The following is a 17,751-nucleotide window of genomic DNA, read 5'->3' as shown; positions in this document are numbered from 1 at the left end:
GGCTCGCTCCCACATTGGAATGCATATCCCTGTGGGAGCGAGCCTGCTCGCGAAGAGGCCGGATCATTCAACACAAAACTAAAGGCTGTCCTCACTCAACAACCGATACCCGACCCCAGCCTCGGTGACGATAAACCGCGGCTGAGTCGGATCATCCGCCAGTTTCTGGCGCAGGTGCCCGACCACAATCCGCAAATAGTGAGTGTCCTCGGTATGGGTCGGCCCCCAAATATCCTTGAGCAGTTGCTGCTGAGTGATGACCCGCCCCGGATGCCGCGCCAGTTGCGCCAGCACCGCGTATTCCTTGCGGGTCAGCGCGACTTCGGTGCCGTCGAGCAACACCCGGCGATACGCCAGATCCACGGTCAACGGGCCGAACGTCAGCGCCGCTTGCTGCGCTTCTCCCGTCGGAGCCTGACGCAACAAGGCACGCACCCGCGCAAGAAACTCCTGAATACCAAACGGTTTGGTCACGTAGTCGTTGGCGCCGTTGTCGAGTGCTTCGACTTTCTGCCCTTCACTGGCGCGCACCGAAAGCACCAACACCGGCACCGTCGACCACTCGCGAAATTCGCGCAGCACTTGTTGGCCGTCCATGTCCGGCAGGCCGAGGTCGAGTACCAGCAGGTCCGGTTTATTCAGTGCAGCCTGGGCCAGACCTTCGGTGCCGGTACCGGCCTCCAGCACTTTGTAGCCCTGGGAAACAAGGCTGATACGCAGAAATTTACGGATCTGCGGTTCGTCGTCGATGACCAAAATGGTCGCGGTCTGGCTCATGAATTCACATCAACACAAAGAAGTGGCAAGAGAGTAGCGCAAGCGCGATCAGGCTTCACTTTCGGCTCTTAATTTTCAAAGGCCGGCTGAGCCTGCAACGGCAGGTGCAAGGTGATGCAGGTGCCCCGCCCTTCGATACCATCGGCGACGCTGATCCGCCCGCCATGGGCACCGACCATGCCCTGACAGATCGCCAGCCCCAGACCGGTCCCCTGCCCGCCACGATCACCGCGCGCGGCGGTGTAGAACATGTCGAAAATCTTCGCCCGCTCTTCCTGAGGAATCCCCGGCCCTTCATCGCTCACTGAAAAAAACAGCTCGCTGTCGTCGGCTCCGGCGCGCAATTGCAGGCGACCATGAGCCGGTGAAAACCGCGCGGCGTTTTCCAGCACGTTGACCAGCGCCTGTTCGATCAGCGCGGCGTGGACGTACAGCAGCGGCAACTGCGGCGGCACTTCGGTGGTCACTTGCAACGGCGCCAGCACGGCGCGCAGACGATTGAGCGAACTGCCGACGATGTCGGCCGGCGACACCCAGTCCCGCGCCAGCTTCAGGGCGCCGTGCCCGAGGCGAGTCATGTCCAGCAGGTTCTGGATGTAGCGATCGAGGCGCTCGGCTTCATCGCGAGTGCCTTCAAGCAGTTCGCGGCGATCCTCCAGCGGGATGGCTTCACCGAGGGCGAGCAGGCTGTCGATGCTGCCGCGCATGGAGGTCAGCGGCGTGCGCAGATCGTGGGACACCGAGGCCAGCAAGGCACTGCGCAGTTGCTCGGTTTCGCCGTGCAGACGGGCGGCTTCCAGGTCTTCGGCCAATTGCGCCCGGGCCAACGCCTGGGCCAGCGGCTGGCTCAACGCGGTCAACAAACGCCGACGCTGACCGCTCAAGGTCTGGCCCTCTTTGGCACACACACCGAGCAATGCCAGTGGCCCGTCTTCCACCGACAACGGCCACCACCACCAACGCCCGAACGGCAGCGTGCCGGTGCCGGCGCCGGCCGGTTGATCGTGATGCCAGGCCCAATCGGCGGCCGCGCGCTCGGCTTCGGAAAATTCCAGCGGGCCACCGGTTTCGACTTTCCAGCCGCCCTGCCCGTCTTGATTGAGCAAGCAGAGTTGCAGATCACTCCAGCCATCGAGGTGCTGGGCCGCGGCGCTGACCACTGCCTGGCGGTCGGTGGCGGCCGTGAGTTTGCGTGACAGGTCGAGCAGTTCGGTGGTCTCTTCCTGAGTGTCGCGCAGCGCCTGCAATTGCCGCCGTTGCCGGGCCGCGAGGTTACCGGTGAGCGCCGCCATCAGCAGGAAGAACAGCAAGGTCAGCACATCTTCTTCGCGTTGGATGGCGAACGAGAAATTCGGCGGGATGAACAGAAAGTCATAGGTCAGAAACGACAGCGCCGCACAGGCCAACGCAGGGCCGAGGCTACTGCGCACCGCCACCAGCAACACCGCGGCGAGGAACACCAGCGAGATATTGGGCAGCGGCAAGACACTTGCCACCGCCCAGGCCAACGCACTGGCGAGCACCGTCGCCACCAGCGCCAGCGCGTAGTCGAACCACACCAGTGACTGCGCCGAACGCTGACGCGGCTGATGCTGTTCGTGATCGCTGTCGAGGACGTTGATTTCCAGCCCGCGCGCATCGCGCAGTAAACGTGACGCCAGACCGCCGCCGAACAACCGTCGACGCAAACGCTGCCGGGACTGACCGACCAACACCAGACTCGCGCGGCGTTCGGCGGCGTGCTGAATCAAGGTTTTTGCCACCTCACCGGCCCGCAACAACACCACTTCGCCGCCGAGGCGTTCGGCCAATTGCTGGGCACTTTGCAGACGCAGCCGCGACTGCTCGTCACGCACGCTGCCGTTGTCCACATGCACCAGGCTCCAAGGCAAATGCCGACGCTGGGCGACGCGACTGGCGTGACGCACCAGACGCTCAGCCTGTGCATCGCCATCGACGCCGACCAACAGGCGACCGCGTACCGCTGGCGCCGCTTGGCCGAGCTGGCGATAGCCCTGGGCCAAATCATCATCGACCTGAGCGGCGGCTGTTTGCATCGCCAGTTCCCGCAGGGCCGTGAGGTTGGTCTGGGTGAAAAAGGCGTCGATCGCCGCCCTCGCCTGCTCCGGCACGTAGACCTTGCCATCACGCAGACGCTCGAGCAGCTCGCGCGGCGGCAGGTCAATCAGCAGCAGTTCGTAGGCTTCTTGCAGCACCCAGTCCGGCAGGGTTTCGCGGACCTGCACACCCGTGATGCCGCGCACTTTGTCGTTAAGACTTTCCAGGTGCTGGACGTTGACCGTGGTGTACACGTCGATGCCTGCAGCGAGCAGTTCCTGAATGTCTTGCCAGCGTTTGGCGTGACGACTGCCGGGCGCGTTGCTGTGGGCCAGTTCGTCGACCAGCACCAGTTTCGGTTTGGCGGCGAGCAAGCTGTCGAGGTCCATTTCTTCGAGCATCACGCCACGGTATTCCGAGCGCACTAACGGCTGCTGCGGCAAGCTGCCGAGCAGCGCTTCGGTTTCGGCGCGACCGTGGGTTTCGACCACGCCGGCAATCACTTTCACGCCTTGGCGCAATTGCGTGTGGGCCGCTTGCAGCATGGCGTAAGTCTTGCCGACACCGGGCGCGGCGCCGAGAAAAACCTTGAGCCGGCCACGGCCGTCGCGGGGCAGGTCTGCTAACAGCGCATCGGCGCGGCCGGAGTCACTCATGTTTGGGGATCTCTTTAATCAGATGTTCGTGTGGTGTCTGTGAGGCCGTTTTCGCGAGCAGGCTCGCTCCCACATTCTGGAATGCATTCCCCTGTGGGAGCGAGCCTGCTCGCGAATGGCAGCACCACCGATCTACAGGTTTTCCAGCGCGATGTTCAACGCCAGCACATTCACCACCGGCGGGCCAACGAGCGGCTGCTCGATGTGCGCATCCATCAGTTGTTGAAGGGTCGCCACCGGCAAATTGCGCGCGGCCGCAACACGCGCCAGTTGATAGGCAATCGCGGCCGGTGGCAAGTGTGGATCGAGCCCGCTGCCAGAGGTGGTGACCATCGCCAATGGCACCGGACCCTGGCCCGGCACCAGCAGTTTGTTGGCATCGTCGATCACCCGAGTGGCCAGGGCCGGGTTGCTCGGCGAAAAGTTGCTGGCACTGCTCGACACCGTGGCAAATGCACCGGCGGATGGCCGTGGATGGAACCAGGCATCGCCGACGAAATCTTGAGCAATCAGCGACGAGCCACGGACCTTGCCATCGGCGTCGCGCACCAGGCTGCCGTTGGCTTGATCGGGGAACGCGACCTGGGCGACACCGGTGACGACCAGTGGATAGGCGACGCCAGTGATCAGGGTCATCAGGACGAGCAGGCTCAGGGCCGGGCGTATCATTGTGGACATTTCAAAATCCTCGAAATTGGAGAAGTTGTGGGGTGTCAGGGAAACCCACCCCTCACCCCAGCCCTCTCCCCACGGGGGAGAGGGGAAAGGGAGCCGATCTGCGTTGCTCTCAAATCTTCCATTCACCTCGGAATATCAGGTCGCTAAATTTCGCAAGACATCCGAGATCAGTCCCCTCTCCCTACGGGCGGTCCGACGTTTCGGGAGGGTTAGGGTGAGGGGGTCGATTTCAGGGTCAAACCAAATGCAACGCCGTCAACAGCATATCGATCGCCTTGATCCCCACAAACGGCACCAATATCCCGCCCAATCCATAGATCAACAAATTGCGGCGCAGCAACGCCGCCGCACTCGCCGCCTGCACGCGAACACCGCGCAATGCCAGCGGGATGAGCACGACAATGATCAAGGCGTTAAACACAATCGCCGAGAGAATCGCGCTCTGCGGACTGCTCAAGTGCATGACGTTCAGCACGCCCAATTGCGGGTAGATCGAGGCGAACAGCGCCGGCAAAATCGCGAAGTATTTGGCCACGTCGTTGGCGATGGAAAACGTCGTCAGCGCACCACGGGTCACCAGCAATTCCTTGCCGATCTGCACCACGTCCAGCAGCTTGGTCGGATCGCTGTCGAGGTCGACCATGTTGGCCGCCTCGCGTGCCGCTTGCGTGCCGTCGTTCATCGCCATGCCCACGTCCGCCTGGGCCAGGGCCGGGGCGTCGTTGGCGCCGTCGCCGCACATGGCGACCAGGCGACCGTCGTTCTGCTCGTGGCGAATGCGCGCCAGTTTTTTCTCTGGAGTGGCTTCGGCCAGCACGTCATCGACGCCCGCCTCGGCGGCAATCGCCGCGGCGGTCAGCGGGTTGTCACCGGTCACCATGACGGTGCGAATCCCCAATTTGCGCAGCTCGGCAAAACGCTCGCGGATGCCAGGCTTGACCACGTCTTTGAGGTGGATCACGCCCAGCAATTTACCGTCGGCACAGACCAGCAGCGGGGTGCCGCCGCTCTGGGCGATCTTGTCGATTTCACGGGACAACGGTGCGGCCAGATCGGCGCGTTTCAGGTCAACGAAGGCCAGCAATGAATCCACGGCGCCCTTGCGATACACGCGGCCCTGATAGTCGACACCGGACAGACGAGTTTCGGCGCTGAACGGTACGGCAGTCAGCAACTCGGCGCTTGGCTCAGGCTGCGGATGCAGACCGCGCAGGTACTCAACGATGGATTTGCCTTCGGCCGTGTCATCGGCCAGCGAGGCGAACAATGCCCCCTCGGCCAGCTCCTTGGCGGTGACGCCAGGTGCCGCGTAAACCGCCGTGCAGCGACGGTTACCGAAGGTGATGGTGCCAGTCTTGTCCAGCAGCAGGACGTGCACGTCCCCCGCTGCTTCCACGGCGCGACCGGATTTTGCGATCACATTCAGACGCACCAGACGGTCCATCCCGGCGATACCGATGGCCGACAACAGACCGCCAATGGTGGTCGGAATCAGCGTGACCAATAACGCCACCAGGAACACCAGCGGCAGGCTGCCGTTGGCGAAGTGGGCGAACGGTTGCAGGGTGACGACCACCAGCAGGAAGATCAGGGTCAGGCCGATCAGCAGGATGTCGAGCGCCACTTCGTTCGGGGTTTTCTGGCGTTTGGCGCCTTCGACCAAGGCGATCATGCGGTCCAGTGTCGACTCGCCCGGGTTGGCGGTGATCCGCACCAACAGCCAGTCGGACACCAGTCGGGTGTTGCCGGTGACGGCCGAACGGTCGCCGCCGGACTCGCGAATCACCGGCGCGGATTCACCGGTAATCGCTGCTTCGTTGACCGCTGCGATACCTTCAATCACCTCGCCGTCACCGGGGATCATTTCCCCCGCTTCAACGCGGACCACATCGCCCTTGCGCAGGCTGGTGGCCGGCACGACTTGAAAGGCACCGTTGCTGGTTTTGCGCCGAGCACTCAGGCCTTCGCTACCGGCCTTGAGACTGTCGGCGCGGGCCTTGCCGCGACCTTCGGCCAGTGCTTCAGCGAAGTTGGCGAACAGCACGGTGAACCACAGCCACAGCGCGATTTGTGCGGCGACGAAAGTCGGCACGGCACTGTCGGGAATGAAGCACAGCACGGTGGTCAGGATCGCGGTCAGTTCGACCACCAGCATCACCGGCGCACGCTGCAATTGCCGAGGATCGAGCTTGACGAAGGCTTGCACCAGCGCCGGGCGCCAGAGGGCCGAGATGGCGGTTTTCGGTTGTTCCGGCGCCTTGACGACGGCGGCTTTAGTTGCGGGCATATTCATCATCAGATCCTCAGAAGCCCAAGCTCAAATGTTCAGCAATAGGACCCAGCGCCAATGTCGGCAGGAAGGTCAAACCACCCACCAGCAAAATGGTCACGGTCAGCAGAGTCACGAACAACGGGCCATGGGTCGGGAAGCTGTTCTGGCCGATCGGTGCGGTTTTCTTCATCGCCAGGCTGCCGGCCAAAGCCAGTACCGGGAGGATGTAACCGAAGCGACCGATCAACATGCCAAGGCCCAGCATCAGGTTGTGGAACGGGGTGTTGGCCCCGAAGCCGCCGAACGCCGAGCCGTTGTTGGCGCTGGCCGAGGTGTAGGCGTACAGCAACTGGCTGAAGCCGTGGGCACCAGGGTTACTCACCGCCGCAACCGGGCCGGGCAGGCTCGCGGCAATCGCGCCGAGTACCAGCACACCGACCGGCATCACCAACAAGGTCACGACCAGCAACTGGACTTCCTTCGCCTGGAGTTTCTTGCCGAGGTATTCCGGGGTACGACCGATCATCAGGCCGGCGAGAAACACCGCAATCAACACGTTCAGCAACATCCCATAGAGCCCGGCACCGACACCGCCGAAGATCACTTCGCCGACCATCATGTTGACCAGCGCGACCATGCCGCTCAGCGGGTTGAGGCTGTCGTGCATACCGTTGACCGAACCGTTGGATGCCGCGGTGGTGGTCACCGACCACAGCACCGTGGCCGTGGTGCCGAAGCGTGCTTCCTTGCCTTCCAGCGGCGCGGTCTGTTCGACGGCGACATTGTTCAGGGTCGGGTTCGGCTGGTATTCAGCCCACAGCGACGTCGCGCCGCCGATCAGGAACAGCGCCAGCATGCAGGCGATGATCGCGCGACTCTGACGCAGGTCTTTCACGTAGTGGCCGAAGGTGAACACCAGCGCCACCGGAATCAGAATGATCGAGCCGACTTCAAACAGGTTGCTCCACGCCGTCGGGTTCTCGAACGGGTGCGCCGAGTTGACGCCGAAGAAGCCACCGCCGTTGGTACCCAGTTGCTTGATCGCAATCTGGCTGGCGGCCGGGCCGAGCGGGATCACCTGATCCACGCCCTGCATCGTCACGGCATTCACGTACTGCGCGAAGGTTTGCGGCACGCCCTGCCAGACCAGATACAGCGCCAGCAGCAGGCACAGCGGCAGCAAGCCGTAGAGGGTGGCGCGGGTCATGTCGACCCAGAAGTTGCCGAGGGTCTTGGTCGACTTGCGACCAATACCGCGACACAGGGCTACCAACACGGCGAGGCCGGTGGCGGCGCTGACGAAGTTCTGCACGGTGAGGCCGACCATCTGACTCAGGTAGCTGAGCGACGCTTCACCGCTGTAGGCCTGCCAGTTGGTGTTGGTCATGAAGCTGACGGCGGTGTTGAACGCCAGCGTCCACTCCTGACCCGGCAGGTTTTGCGGGTTCAGTGGCAAGTGGTCCTGAAACAACAGAATCGCGAACAACAGCAAAAAGCCCGCGAGGTTGAAGGCGAGCAAGGCCAGGGTGTACTTCTGCCAGCTCTGTTCGGCCTGCGGATCAACGCCGGCCACCCGATAACACCCACGCTCTACCGGGCCGAGAATCGGCGAAAGCCAGGTGCGCTGACCTTCCATCACCTTGTAGTAGAAGCGCCCCAGAAACGGCGCCGGAATCAGCACCAGGGCGAAGAAGGCGAGGATCAGCCAATAGTCATAACTGTGCATAGCCGCTCCTAGTTCCGGTCCGCGCGCAACAGCGCAACCAACAGATAAATGAACAGCCCCACTGCCAGTAGCAGTGACACCCCGTCCAGAACGCTCATGGAAGTTCTCCGTGTTACGGCGTATTGCCGCGTGTGGAGTCATTGTCGGAAGGAAGGCTGTAAAGGAACGAGATCGAGGGGGTTGGCTGTGCATAAAGAAAGCGTAAAGAGTGCGTTTACGCTAGGGTTACGGTGGTGTCTGGGGGCATACAACACCTTTGCGGGTTTCAGGCGTCTCTATCGTCCTGCATCGATGGATAAGACTCCACAAAACCAAAGAGGGATGAACAACCTATTGCACCACCCCGCTCCTGCCGACAAGATATGACCATTTGCGTTTTCGACTACTGAAAAAGGCTGGCCAACATGCGTATCCTCATCACCGGCGGTGCCGGTTTCATTGGCTCTGCCTTGATTCGCGAGCTGATCCGGCACACCGAGCATGAAGTGCTCAACCTGGACAAGCTGACCTACGCCGGCAATCTCGAATCGCTGACCGGCATTGCCAACGACACTCGCTACGAGTTCGTTCAAGCCGATATCGTTGATCAGGCGACCGTCAGCGCGGTGCTGACACGTTTCCAGCCTCAGGCGATCATGCACCTGGCAGCGGAATCCCACGTCGACCGTTCCATCGACGGACCTTCGGATTTCATCCAGACCAACATCGTCGGCACCTACAGCCTGCTGGAGGCCACCCGCGCCTATTGGCAAACCCTCGCCGAGCCGGAAAAAAGCGACTTCCGTTTCCATCACATTTCCACTGACGAGGTCTATGGCGACCTGCATGGCGCCGATGATCTGTTTACGGAAACGACGCCCTACGCCCCGAGTTCGCCTTACTCCGCCAGCAAAGCGGCGTCCGACCACTTGGTCCGTGCCTGGCAGCGCACCTATGGCTTGCCGGTGCTGTTGACCAACTGCTCGAACAATTACGGGCCGTTCCACTTCCCCGAAAAATTGATTCCGCTGGTCATCCTCAATGCCTTGGCCGGCAAGCCGCTGCCGGTGTACGGCGATGGCCTGCAAATCCGCGACTGGCTGTTCGTCGAAGATCACGCCCGGGCGCTGCTCAAAGTGGTGACCACCGGCATCGTCGGCGAGACCTACAACATCGGCGGGCACAACGAACAAAAGAATATCGACGTGGTGCGTGGCCTCTGCGCCCTGCTTGAAGAACTGGCACCGCGCAAGCCCGAGGGTGTCGCGCACTACGCCGACCTGATCACGTTCGTCCAGGATCGTCCAGGTCATGACCTGCGCTACGCGATCGATGCCAGCAAGATCGAACACGAACTGGGCTGGGTACCCGAAGAGACCTTCGAAACCGGCCTTCGCAAAACCGTTCAGTGGTACTTGAACAACCTTGAGTGGTGCCGTCGTGTTCAGGATGGCAGCTACCAGGGTGAACGCCTTGGTGCCATCAATCCCCAGGAGCTTCACGCATGATGAAAGGTATCGTTTTGGCAGGCGGCTCGGGCACACGCCTGCATCCGATCACGCTCGGTGTGTCCAAACAGCTGTTGCCGGTCTACGACAAACCGATGATCTATTACCCGATTTCGGTCCTGATGCTGGCCGGAATCAAAGATATTTTAGTGATCTCTACTCCCCAGGATCTGCCCCAGTACCGCAATCTGCTGGGTGATGGCAGTCAGTTCGGGGTCAATTTCAGCTATGCCGAGCAGCCGTCACCGGATGGTCTGGCCCAGGCTTTTCTGATTGGCGAAAGCTTCATTGGCAATGATCCTGTGTGCCTGATTCTCGGCGACAACATTTTCCATGGTCAACACTTTGGCGAGCAGTTGCAGAACGCGGCAAAACGCACTTCGGGCGCTACCGTGTTCGGCTATTGGGTCAAAGACCCGGAGCGCTTCGGCGTGATTGATTTCGACAGCCAGGGCCGTGCCCTGTCGATCGAAGAAAAGCCGAAAGTACCGAAATCCAGCTATGCCGTCACCGGCCTGTATTTCTACGACAACGATGTCATCAGGATCGCCAAAGCGGTAAAGCCTTCGCCTCGCGGCGAGCTGGAAATCACCGATGTCAACAATGCGTATCTCAAACGGGGAGACCTGCAGGTCGAGCGCTTCGGCCGTGGTTTCGCCTGGCTCGACACCGGCACTCACGACAGCTTGCTCGATGCCTCTCAGTACGTGCAGACCATCGAACATCGACAAGGCTTGAAAGTCGCCTGCCTCGAAGAAATCGCTTACGAAAAGAACTGGATCAACCGCGAACAACTGCTGGAGCGTGCCCGCTACTTCGGCAAGACCGGGTATGGCCAGTACCTGGCCAAGCTCGCAGGGGATGAACAATGGATGTGAATGAAACTGATCTGCGCGGCGTAGTGATCATCGGTAAAAGCCTGCAAGAGGTTGATCTGCTCCCATGAGAGTTCTCATCAGCGGCCAGCATGGCCAGGTCTCACGCGAACTGCAGCGTCGACTGGGGGCTGTCGGCGAGTTGATCGTGCTGGGTCGCGATCAACTGGATCTGGCACAACCCGAGCAGATTCGCCAACAGGTACAAAAGATTCGTCCGGATCTGATCATCAACGCGGCGGCCCACACAGCGGTCGATCTGGCTGAAAGCGAGCCGGAAACAGCCTTTGCCATCAACGCCGTGGCCCCTGGCATCTTTGCCGAAGAAGCACAGATGCTTGGCATCCCGCTGATTCACTACTCCACCGATTATGTATTCGACGGCATGAAGCTCGGGCCTTACAACGAAGACGACACGCCAAACCCACTCGGGGTTTACGGCAAGAGCAAACTGGCCGGTGAACGGGCGATCACTGACGTACAAGGCAAACATCTTATCCTGCGTACCAGTTGGGTCTATTCAACCCATGGCCGCAATTTTCTGCTGACGATGCAACGCCTGCTGCAAGAGAGACCGGAAGTGCGCATTGTCGCCGATCAGATCGGCGCACCTACCTGGGCAGGCACAATTGCCAATAGCACCCTTGCCCTGATCGAACGCTGGCAGGCAGGTGAGGCCGTTACCTGGGGTACATATCATCTGACCGCTCAGGGGCAAACCTCCTGGTTCGGCTTCGCCCAGGCCATTGGCGAAGCGTTACGGCAACAGGGAAAGCCCTGCGCAAACTTGCTGCCCATTCCCTCCAGCGATTACCCGACACCGGCGGCCCGACCGCTCAACTCATGCCTTGATTGCAGTCGCCTGCAACGTGAATGGGGCGTCAGGCAACCTGACTGGCAAATCGCGCTGCGCGAGTGTCTTGCCGAGCAAGGCTAAACCTACAGGCGGGACTTGCCCACGAAGACGGCAAAACCGCCGCTATCGCCCTCAACTGGCGCACAAAAAACGCACATCCGGCACCGAACATTCCCGATACGACGCCTTTCTGCACTTTACGACCGCCATCACAACACTGGCACGCCCACTGCAAACGCCCTCTCCCGAGCTTTCCAAACCGTTCAGGGAGCAACGCATGAACACACAACTCAAACCCACGCTGGGCACGCTGCACCTGTGGGGCATTGCGGTCGGGCTGGTGATTTCCGGTGAATACTTCGGCTGGAGTTACGGCTGGGGCGTGGCGGGTACACTCGGTTTTCTGGTGACGTCCTTTATGGTCGCCACCATGTACACGTGCTTCATCTTCAGTTTCACCGAGCTGACCACCGCGATTCCTCACGCTGGTGGTCCCTTTGCCTACAGCCGCCGCGCCTTTGGCGAGAAAGGCGGACTGATCGCGGGGCTGGCGACACTGATTGAATTCGTCTTCGCCCCACCCGCCATCGCACTGGCGATCGGTGCCTACCTCAACGTGCAGTTTCCTGCCCTCGACCCGAAACACGCCGCGGTCGGTGCCTACATCGTGTTCATGGGCCTGAACATCCTCGGGGTGAAACTGGCCGCAACCTTCGAACTGGTGGTCTGCGTTCTCGCGGTGGCCGAACTGCTGGTGTTCATGGGTGTGGTCGCACCGGCGTTCAGCTTCAGTAACTTCGCGCTAAACGGCTGGGCCGGCTCCGATGTGTTCGGCGCGCCGGCGATTGCCGGGATGTTCGCGGCGATACCTTTCGCGATCTGGTTCTTCCTGGCCATCGAAGGCGCGGCCATGGCCGCCGAAGAAGCCAAGGATCCGAAACGCACCATTCCGAAGGCCTACATCAGCGGCATTCTGACCCTGGTTTTACTGGCGATGGGAGTGATGTTCTTAGCCGGCGGCGTCGGTGACTGGCGCACCTTGTCGAACATCAACGACCCGCTGCCGCAAGCGATGAAAACCGTGGTTGGCGAAAGTTCGGGCTGGTTGCACATGCTCGTGTGGATCGGCCTGTTCGGCCTGGTAGCGAGTTTCCACGGGATCATCCTCGGCTACTCGCGGCAGTTCTTCGCCCTCGCCCGGGCCGGTTACCTGCCGGCGTCCCTGGCCAAGTTGTCACGTTTTCAGACCCCGCACCGGGCAATCATCGCCGGTGGCGTGATCGGCATTGCCGCGATTTATAGCGATGGCTTGATCAATCTGGGCGGCATGACGCTGACGGCGGCGATGATCACGATGGCAGTCTTCGGGGCGATCGTGATGTACATCATGAGCATGCTCAGCCTGTTCAAACTGCGCAAAACCGAACCGAATCTGGAGCGCACCTTTCGCGCGCCTTGCTATCCGCTGGTGCCGTTCATTGCGCTGGTGCTGGCGGTGGTCTGCCTGGTGGCGATGGCCTGGTTCAACACGTTGATCGGGTTGATTTTCCTGGCCTTCATGGCGGTAGGGTTCGTGTACTTCATGCTGACGGCGCAACTGCGTGCCGATGCACCGGCGGATGCGATGCTGACCGGGCTCTAACCTCCCCTGCGGCAGCGCCTACAAGGATGTACGGTGACTTCGGCAGATCAGGCATAGAATGGAACCACTGCGAAAATTAATCGCTCAAAGTGGTATGCACGATCGATTGGCGAAACCCGCCCATCGGCCTGCCCTCAAGGAGAGCCCTATGCCCTGGTATGCCTGGTTGATTCTGATCGTTGCAATCGGCTCGATCGTTGGTGGTTTGATGATGTTGCGTGACACCGCCGACAAGGTCGAACTGACCGAGGAGCAACGCAAACGCGTCGCTGAACGCAACGCACAAGCGGATGCCAAGGATGCGCAGGACCGCTAACAGAACAAACCCCGTCATTCTCATCAAATGACGGGGTTTTGCGTTTCTACTTTTCCCAATCGGCCTTGGTGATGTGCAGGCCATGCAGCCCTTTGTAAGCCGCGCGTTCCGGCTGGCTCCAGCCCTCAAGCAACGAATCCTCCAACCGATAAATCTCCACCCCGAGCGGGCGACATACGCTTAGCGGGTCCTGCGCATCCGGCCCCCACATGGCCAGCGACAGATCGCCGCCCGGGCAGGTCGAGAGCGCACACAGCAGATCGATTTCGGCAAAGAACTCCAGGTAGTCACCCTTCTGCGCCGGACAGGCTTTCATGAAGTACATGTCGTCGTGGTTCAGGCCCGTGCACTGGAAAATGTTCAGCACATCATGCACGTCGAACTCGGTCAGCCCATGAGGCAACACCGCGCGGGTCAGGTTCGAGTGGCAGTGATGATGGAAGTCTTCGCCGGTGAGCATTTTGTTCACATAAGGATCGCAGCGGGTGCCGAGCAAATCGTGCAGGCGACCACCATGTTCGTCGATGCCATAACCGGCCAGACTGTCATCGGTGATGGTCACCAGCGGCCGCAAAAAAGGCAGGTTCGACCAGAGCCGGTCATGGGTGCTGACGTGAGCGCCCTGTAGCTGGCGGGTGCGGGCCGCCCACAAACGCTCCCGTGGATCGTTGGCATTCCAGACGTTGAAATCCCCGACTTGCGGCCCGACTGGTGTGGTGACGCGAAACACATGCCCGGCCGGCACTTTCCAGGCGCGACCGGTGCGGATCGGGACCTCGAACTCCTCGATCAGCGTGCGCCCGTCCTTCTTGTCGCGGATCCGTTCGTAGAAGGCTTTGTCCACCTGCAAGGCGGAACCTTTGCTGACTTGATAGGCCGCCGGATAGTCTTTGTACATGGCACGAATCCTCGATCAGTGATGGGAAGAACGGGTAAGCATCTGCAACAAGAGGTTTTCGGAATCGTCGAGATACAGGCTCATGGCGTCCTCGGCCGCGGGTTTGTCGCCCTCGGCCAACAACTCGTGGATCTGCCGGTCCCGCGCCAGCCAGGGCGCCTGAAAACGTGATTCATCGGGGGCAGTGCAGAACACCAGGCGCAATTGCGCCACGACGTTGGTGAAGAACTCGTCGAACAACGGACTGCGCAGCAATCCGACGATATGTTGATGAAAGGCCAGGCTGTGGGTGCCGACGGCGCGCCAGTCTTCGCGCTCCCGAGCAAGCTCGGTGGCTTCCAGGGCTTCGAGCATCCGGTCGGATTGATAGTCGCGCAGTGGCTGACTCGCACTGATGGCCCGCAGCTCCAGAGTGCGCCTGACGTTGAACAGATCCCGCACGTCCTCGACGCCCAGCCTGCGCACCATCACGCCTTTGTTGCGCACATAACGGGTCAGACCTTCCTGACCCAAGCGATGCAGCGCTTCGCGAATGGTATTGCGGGATGCGTTATAGGCAGACACCAGATCGTTTTCCACCAACGCCATACCGGGCAGCAAACGGCCGCCAATGATGTCGGCGCGCAACTCAAGTGTGATGTGGTCGGCCAGGGACAGTCCGCTGTTCATACTCATTGCCTCGTGATTGTTCAACAATCGTCAATTAATGAGTAATCACTATTCGTGCCAGTTAATTCGAGACAGCAGGAAGGAGTTGGACTCATCTGCACGCTTTTTAGAAGTAGAAGTACAATCACCATCCCATTTTCATTGGTTAATATGGCGCATTGTTGCGGAGATACCCGATGCGTTACTCGCAGGACCATAAAGCCCAGACCCACCAACGCATCATCAAGGAAGCGTCAGCGCGCTTTCGCCGCGATGGCATTGGCGCGACAGGTCTGCAACCGCTGATGAAAGCACTGGGCCTGACTCACGGTGGTTTCTACTCGCACTTCAAATCCAAAGACGAACTGGTGGAAAAGGCTTTGCAAGCCGCGAGCGAGCAGGTCGATGTGATTTGCGCCGAGCTCTTCGCCCAGGATCGTCCGCTGGAAGCGTTCATCGACGCCTATTTGTCCGAATGGCACCAGACCTCACCCGATGAAGGCTGCCCGTTGCCGACCATGTCGTCGGAACTCGGCCTGCGCGGGCAGCAAAGCCCGACCACTGACGTGGTGCTCAACGCACGGCTTGAACAAGTGCAAGGCACCCTTGAAGGCGACAACGCTGCCGACGACAGCGTCGTCATCATGTCGACGCTGGTCGGGGCATTACTACTGTCACGCAGTGTCGAGAACCCCGAGCTGGCGCAGCGGATTCTCGACGTGACTCGCGCCTATCTCAAACAACCCCGGGACTAACCCTCCCAACGCTTGAACAGCACGCTGGCATTCACCCCACCAAACCCGAAGCCGTTGGACAGCGCGTACTCGATTGCCATCGGCCGTGCTTGGCCGTGGACGATGTCCACGCCCTGGGCGGCGGGGTCCGGGGTATCGAAGTTGAGGGTGGCCGGCACGACCTGATCGCGAATTGCCAACAGCGTGAAGATCGCCTCGATACCGCCCGCTGCACCGAGCAAATGCCCGGTGGCCGACTTGGTCGATGTCACGGCGATTTTGTTATCCGTGCCGAACAACGCCTTGATGGCCGACAACTCTCCCAAGTCCCCGACCGGTGTCGAGGTTGCGTGAGCATTGAGATGCTGCACCTGCGCCGGCGAAATGCCTGCCTGGGCCAATGCCAGCGACATCGCCCGTCGCGCACCGCTGCCATCCTCGGGACCTGCCGTCAGGTGATAGGCATCGGCACTGGTGCCGTAACCGACCAATTCCGCCAGCGGTTGAGCACCGCGGGCCAGGGCATGCTCCAGGGATTCGATCACCAGAAGGCCAGCGCCCTCCCCCATGACGAAGCCATCGCGATCACTGTCGAACGGCCGCGAGGCTCGCTCCGGGGTGTCGTTGTATCCGCTGGACAAGGCGCGAGCAGCGGCAAACCCGGCGAGACTGACGCGATCGATCGCCGCTTCCGCGCCGCCACATACCGCGATGTCTGCCTCGCCACAACGAATCAACCGCGCCGCATCACCAATCGCCTGCACCCCGGCCGCGCAAGCTGTCACCGGCGCACCCAATGGGCCCTTGAAACCGTGCTGGATCGACACATGACCCGCGGCGAGGTTGACCAGAAATGAAGGAATGGTGAACGGCGACAAGCGTCGCGGCCCACGGCTGTCCGTGGTGCGCACCGCATCCGCTATCGCACCGAAACCACCCACGCCGGAACCGATAATGGTTGCCGTACGCTCCTGGGCATTGGCGTCCGCCGCTTGCCAACCGGCCTGCTCCAGCGCCTGACGCGCAGCTTCCATGGCGAACAGAATAAAGCGGTCCATCTTCTTCTGCTCTTTGGGCGCCGTCGCCCGGTCCGGGTCAAACCCCGCCTCGGGATCGTCAGCCAGCGTCGGCACTGCACCCCCGACCTTGGCCGGCAAATCGGCAACCACCTCGTCCGGCAAATTGCGCAACCCGGAACGCCCGGCCAACAGACGCGACCAAACGGCTTCGACGCCAGAACCCAATGGCGACACCAGGCCCATGCCTGTTACAACTATTCGACGATCACTCATACCGCAAATACCTCAAGCCGATTCATGACGCCTCACGTGTAACGCGCGGCGGCCTTACTTTTGGAAAGATTCGGTGCCATGACAAGACGCGCCGCAACGAAGGCATCCCAGTCGGCCGCATCCGGCAACGAAGGAATGGTGATCAACTCACCCTGATCCAGACCCGACAACGCCGCATCAACCATATCATCGGCTTCCATGACCATATCCACCGGAATCTGGGTAGCATCGATACCGGAGCGCTCGAAGATTTCGGTGCGTGTTACACCTGGCAACACGGCCTGCACCTTGACCCCGGTGCCCTCCAATTCGGCGTTCAACGATTGAGTCAGACTTAATACATAAGCCTTGCTGGCGCTGTAAGTTGCATTGAAGCGCTCTGGGAACAACGCAACTACTGATGCGATGTTGATAATCGTCCCGCGGCCCGCCTTGGCAAAACTGGCGGCCGCTGCCGAGGCCAGTCGCGTGACCGTTGTCACGTTCAGTTGAATCAAACGCTCCAGCTGATCCATGTCGGCATTGGCCAACAAACCATCCGTTGCAACCCCGGCGTTGTTCAGTAACAGGCTGATACTCGAGTCACTGCGAAGACGCTGTTCAAGCTTCAGCACCTCATCCTTTTGCGTCAGATCCGCCTTGAGCACCTCGACCTGAACGCCATGCTCGGCGCGCAACTTGCTCGCCGCAGCGTCCAGCCGCTCTTGATCACGGGCAACCAATAACAGATCAAAACCACGCGCCGCCAACCGCTTGGCGTAAATCGCACCGATACCGGAAGAAGCACCGGTGACGAGGGCCGTACCTTGGGACTGGACAGTGTTCATGACAGTGCT

The 17,751-nt window shown here is 60.8% G+C and carries 16 protein-coding genes; 6 read left to right on the top strand and 10 right to left on the bottom strand.

All coding sequences use genetic code 11. The features are described from left to right. Positions 1–78 precede the first annotated feature (78 nt). The 6 genes from JFU47_RS26200 to kdpF form a co-directional block, all read right to left on the bottom strand. Positions 79–777: a response regulator gene (locus tag JFU47_RS26200; protein ID WP_201186758.1), complete on the bottom strand. Its 699-nt coding sequence runs from the start codon at positions 775–777 to the stop codon at positions 79–81. A 68-nt stretch (positions 778–845) separates the two neighbouring features. Beyond that, a complete protein-coding gene (locus JFU47_RS26195; RefSeq protein ID WP_201186756.1) occupies positions 846–3,491 on the bottom strand; it encodes a sensor histidine kinase in 2,646 nt (881 codons plus the stop codon). A 132-nt stretch (positions 3,492–3,623) separates the two neighbouring features. Continuing rightward, on the bottom strand, positions 3,624–4,169 hold the full coding sequence (gene kdpC, locus JFU47_RS26190; protein WP_201186754.1) for a potassium-transporting ATPase subunit KdpC: 546 nt from the start codon (positions 4,167–4,169) through the stop codon (positions 3,624–3,626). 235 nt (positions 4,170–4,404) lie between these two features. Next, a complete protein-coding gene (kdpB, locus tag JFU47_RS26185) occupies positions 4,405–6,462 on the bottom strand; it encodes a potassium-transporting ATPase subunit KdpB (RefSeq protein ID WP_201186752.1) in 2,058 nt (685 codons plus the stop codon). A 10-nt stretch (positions 6,463–6,472) separates the two neighbouring features. Continuing rightward, positions 6,473–8,167 (bottom strand): potassium-transporting ATPase subunit KdpA, encoded by a 1,695-nt coding sequence (gene kdpA / locus JFU47_RS26180; protein WP_201186750.1) that lies wholly within the window; start codon positions 8,165–8,167, stop codon positions 6,473–6,475. Positions 8,168–8,175: 8 nt separating this feature from the next. Next, positions 8,176–8,265, bottom strand: a complete 90-nt coding sequence (gene kdpF, locus JFU47_RS26175) for a K(+)-transporting ATPase subunit F (protein WP_007899818.1) — start codon at positions 8,263–8,265, stop codon at positions 8,176–8,178. Between the two features lie 306 nt (positions 8,266–8,571). Here kdpF and rfbB point away from each other — a divergent pair, with 306 nt between their 5' ends. The 5 genes from rfbB (at position 8,572) to JFU47_RS26150 (ending at position 13,343) form a co-directional block, all read left to right on the top strand. Continuing rightward, positions 8,572–9,654 (top strand): dTDP-glucose 4,6-dehydratase, encoded by a 1,083-nt coding sequence (rfbB, locus tag JFU47_RS26170; RefSeq protein ID WP_201186748.1) that lies wholly within the window; start codon positions 8,572–8,574, stop codon positions 9,652–9,654. Further along, complete coding sequence (rfbA, locus tag JFU47_RS26165) at positions 9,651–10,532, top strand: glucose-1-phosphate thymidylyltransferase RfbA (protein ID WP_201186746.1); 882 nt, start codon at positions 9,651–9,653, stop codon at positions 10,530–10,532. Before rfbB ends, rfbA begins: the two co-directional genes overlap by 4 nt. Positions 10,533–10,596: 64 nt before the next feature. Next, complete coding sequence (rfbD, locus tag JFU47_RS26160; RefSeq protein ID WP_201186737.1) at positions 10,597–11,466, top strand: dTDP-4-dehydrorhamnose reductase; 870 nt, start codon at positions 10,597–10,599, stop codon at positions 11,464–11,466. Between the two features lie 196 nt (positions 11,467–11,662). Further along, positions 11,663–13,027, top strand: coding sequence for an ethanolamine permease (gene eat / locus JFU47_RS26155; protein ID WP_201186735.1), 1,365 nt, complete (start codon positions 11,663–11,665; stop codon positions 13,025–13,027). A gap of 148 nt (positions 13,028–13,175) precedes the next feature. Further along, on the top strand, positions 13,176–13,343 hold the full coding sequence (locus JFU47_RS26150) for a DUF2897 family protein (RefSeq protein WP_123364669.1): 168 nt from the start codon (positions 13,176–13,178) through the stop codon (positions 13,341–13,343). Positions 13,344–13,389: 46 nt separating this feature from the next. On the opposite strand, the gene JFU47_RS26145 is transcribed toward JFU47_RS26150, so the two are convergent. Both JFU47_RS26145 and JFU47_RS26140 read right to left on the bottom strand, forming a co-directional pair. Next, complete coding sequence (locus JFU47_RS26145) at positions 13,390–14,241, bottom strand: urea carboxylase-associated family protein (protein WP_201186733.1); 852 nt, start codon at positions 14,239–14,241, stop codon at positions 13,390–13,392. Positions 14,242–14,256: 15 nt separating this feature from the next. Further along, entirely contained in the window at positions 14,257–14,910 is a 654-nt protein-coding gene (locus JFU47_RS26140; RefSeq protein ID WP_201186731.1) for a GntR family transcriptional regulator, read from the bottom strand. Positions 14,911–15,086: 176 nt separating this feature from the next. Between JFU47_RS26140 and JFU47_RS26135 the strand changes: the two genes are divergently transcribed. Then, on the top strand, positions 15,087–15,644 hold the full coding sequence (locus JFU47_RS26135; RefSeq protein WP_140679874.1) for a TetR/AcrR family transcriptional regulator: 558 nt from the start codon (positions 15,087–15,089) through the stop codon (positions 15,642–15,644). On the opposite strand, the gene fabF is transcribed toward JFU47_RS26135, so the two are convergent. Both fabF and JFU47_RS26125 read right to left on the bottom strand, forming a co-directional pair. Continuing rightward, on the bottom strand, positions 15,641–16,915 hold the full coding sequence (gene fabF, locus JFU47_RS26130; protein WP_201186729.1) for a beta-ketoacyl-ACP synthase II: 1,275 nt from the start codon (positions 16,913–16,915) through the stop codon (positions 15,641–15,643). The genes JFU47_RS26135 and fabF overlap by 4 nt on opposite strands. A 32-nt stretch (positions 16,916–16,947) precedes the next feature. Continuing rightward, positions 16,948–17,742: an SDR family NAD(P)-dependent oxidoreductase gene (locus JFU47_RS26125; RefSeq protein WP_201186720.1), complete on the bottom strand. Its 795-nt coding sequence runs from the start codon at positions 17,740–17,742 to the stop codon at positions 16,948–16,950. Positions 17,743–17,751 lie beyond the last annotated feature (9 nt).

The organism is Pseudomonas sp. TH39(2020) (genome assembly GCF_016650715.1).
GTDB classification, from domain to species: domain Bacteria; phylum Pseudomonadota; class Gammaproteobacteria; order Pseudomonadales; family Pseudomonadaceae; genus Aquipseudomonas; species Aquipseudomonas mandelii_C.
Note: the sequence above shows the minus strand (reverse complement) of the source record. Positions and strands in the feature narration are given on the sequence as shown.

Excerpts from the sequence above, each read along its gene's own strand:
- kdpF (WP_007899818.1), bottom strand. The coding sequence starts at position 8,265 with ATGAGCGTTCTGGACGGGGTGTCACTGCTACTGGCAGTGGGGCTGTTC.
- rfbB (WP_201186748.1), top strand. The coding sequence starts at position 8,572 with ATGCGTATCCTCATCACCGGCGGTGCCGGTTTCATTGGCTCTGCCTTG.
- JFU47_RS26200 (WP_201186758.1), bottom strand. The coding sequence starts at position 777 with ATGAGCCAGACCGCGACCATTTTGGTCATCGACGACGAACCGCAGATC.
- rfbD (WP_201186737.1), top strand. The coding sequence starts at position 10,597 with ATGAGAGTTCTCATCAGCGGCCAGCATGGCCAGGTCTCACGCGAACTG.
- JFU47_RS26145 (WP_201186733.1), bottom strand. The coding sequence starts at position 14,241 with ATGTACAAAGACTATCCGGCGGCCTATCAAGTCAGCAAAGGTTCCGCC.
- rfbA (WP_201186746.1), top strand. The coding sequence starts at position 9,651 with ATGATGAAAGGTATCGTTTTGGCAGGCGGCTCGGGCACACGCCTGCAT.
- kdpA (WP_201186750.1), bottom strand. The coding sequence starts at position 8,167 with ATGCACAGTTATGACTATTGGCTGATCCTCGCCTTCTTCGCCCTGGTG.
- JFU47_RS26125 (WP_201186720.1), bottom strand. The coding sequence starts at position 17,742 with ATGAACACTGTCCAGTCCCAAGGTACGGCCCTCGTCACCGGTGCTTCT.
- kdpC (WP_201186754.1), bottom strand. The coding sequence starts at position 4,169 with ATGTCCACAATGATACGCCCGGCCCTGAGCCTGCTCGTCCTGATGACC.
- JFU47_RS26135 (WP_140679874.1), top strand. The coding sequence starts at position 15,087 with ATGCGTTACTCGCAGGACCATAAAGCCCAGACCCACCAACGCATCATC.
- JFU47_RS26140 (WP_201186731.1), bottom strand. The coding sequence starts at position 14,910 with ATGAACAGCGGACTGTCCCTGGCCGACCACATCACACTTGAGTTGCGC.
- JFU47_RS26195 (WP_201186756.1), bottom strand. The coding sequence starts at position 3,491 with ATGAGTGACTCCGGCCGCGCCGATGCGCTGTTAGCAGACCTGCCCCGC.
- eat (WP_201186735.1), top strand. The coding sequence starts at position 11,663 with ATGAACACACAACTCAAACCCACGCTGGGCACGCTGCACCTGTGGGGC.
- kdpB (WP_201186752.1), bottom strand. The coding sequence starts at position 6,462 with ATGAATATGCCCGCAACTAAAGCCGCCGTCGTCAAGGCGCCGGAACAA.
- fabF (WP_201186729.1), bottom strand. The coding sequence starts at position 16,915 with ATGAGTGATCGTCGAATAGTTGTAACAGGCATGGGCCTGGTGTCGCCA.
- JFU47_RS26150 (WP_123364669.1), top strand. The coding sequence starts at position 13,176 with ATGCCCTGGTATGCCTGGTTGATTCTGATCGTTGCAATCGGCTCGATC.